The sequence below is a fragment of the Kitasatospora sp. NPDC056531 genome (genome assembly GCF_042794375.1).
Classification (GTDB): domain Bacteria; phylum Actinomycetota; class Actinomycetes; order Streptomycetales; family Streptomycetaceae; genus Kitasatospora.
On record NZ_JBHTTU010000366.1, the window covers coordinates 1 to 1,375 of the forward strand.

General features: G+C 67.3%; 2 protein-coding genes. One reads left to right on the forward strand and one right to left on the reverse strand.

What is annotated here, in order from left to right; genetic code table 11:
- Window positions 1-702 (reverse strand): TetR/AcrR family transcriptional regulator (locus tag ACFQ87_RS46480; protein WP_380617092.1); only part of this gene is annotated, 702 nt, incomplete at its 3' end.
- Window positions 703-829: 127 nt separating this feature from the next.
- Here ACFQ87_RS46480 and ACFQ87_RS46485 point away from each other — a divergent pair.
- Window positions 830-1,375, forward strand: a 546-nt coding sequence (locus tag ACFQ87_RS46485) for a hypothetical protein (RefSeq protein WP_380617093.1), incomplete at its 3' end; no start/stop codon positions are given.

The window sequence follows — 1,375 nt, forward strand, 5'->3', positions numbered from 1 at the left end:
GGGATCGCTATCAGTCGGGCGTGGTTGCGCTGCGGGGAGTTCGGCCTCCAGGCCGTTGAGGAGGGCGCGGAGGCCGGATTCGAAGGTCTGTTCTGGGGTTGCGGCGTAGTCGGTGGCCGACGGTGTGTCGATGCGGCTGCGCAGTCGGGGGAACTGCCGGGCGACTTCGCGGGCCTTCGCCATGGTGTCCTCCAGTTGCTCCTCGGCGTTCCCGCCGGCGCGGTTGAGCCGCCGGGTCAGGGAGGCCATCGCGGACACGCCGACGGCGTTGCCCAATACGAAGGTGAAGACGGTGGCCGACGCCTGGTCGGCGGCGGGCCCATGGAAGCCAGCAGCCTCGTAGACGGCGAGGCTGTGGTCGTCGTAGCGCGCCTTCCCGGGGCCGTAGAAGAGGTGGGAGCCGAGGGCCTGCATCAGCCAGGGATGCCTGGTGAGCATGGCGAGCAGAGCTTCCGCCATGGACACTGCCGCTGCTCGCCAGCCGACCGAGTCGAGGTCGGGCAGTTCGATCTCGTTCCATACGTGGTCACCGACGAGCAGGAGGAGGTCGTCCTTGTTCGGAACGTGCCAGTAAACCGCGGTGGCGACGGTGCCGAGGCGTTTGCCCAGGCTTCGCATGTTCAGGCCCTCCGGGCCGTCCTGGTCGAGCAGGTCGACGGCGGTCAGGACGATCTGGTCGAGAGTCAGCGTGTTGCGTGCCATGCCCTGACGATAGGGCATTCCGGGCAGCCTCCTGCACTTAGTTCAGGAAAGCTCTTGCACTTAGTGCAGTGAAGTTCGTAGGTTCTGCTTGAACTAAGTTCAGTTCCTTCTCTGTCGGAGGCTTCCCATGCCGCTCCTCGTGGCTGTCGCGGTCGTGCTGCAACTCCTGCTCGCCGCGACCTTCGTCGTCATCCCCATCGCCGTCTGGCGCTCCGGCGCAGCGGCCCAACAAGCAGCCGAGGCGGAAGTGGTCCGGCAGGGCCACCCGGCGGAGATCCTTGCGCGGCACGGGATTCGGTTCGCGGAGCAGCCCTGGGAGTTCCTCCTCGCACTGGCCATCGCCGCATGTCTGAGCGCGCTGGCGGCACTCAACATCGCCGGAAACGAGACCGGCCGGGTCCTGTCGTGGATCGTCGAGCCGCTGATCCTGCTTCTGGTCGGTTCGGTCATCGCGAGTCAGGTGTTCGCCCGGCGCTTCACCGAGGCAGCCTTCAGGAAGTCCTCCGACGCCGGCGCGCGCACCATCGACGTGCGCGCGGTGCTCGCGGCCGTCGGCATGGGCTTCCCGTCCTGGGTCCGCCCGCTTGTCCTGGTCCGCTTCCCGCTCGCCACTGCGGGTTCGCTCCTGGTCATCCTGCTCCTGTCAACCGGAGCGGCCGACACCTACTTTCGT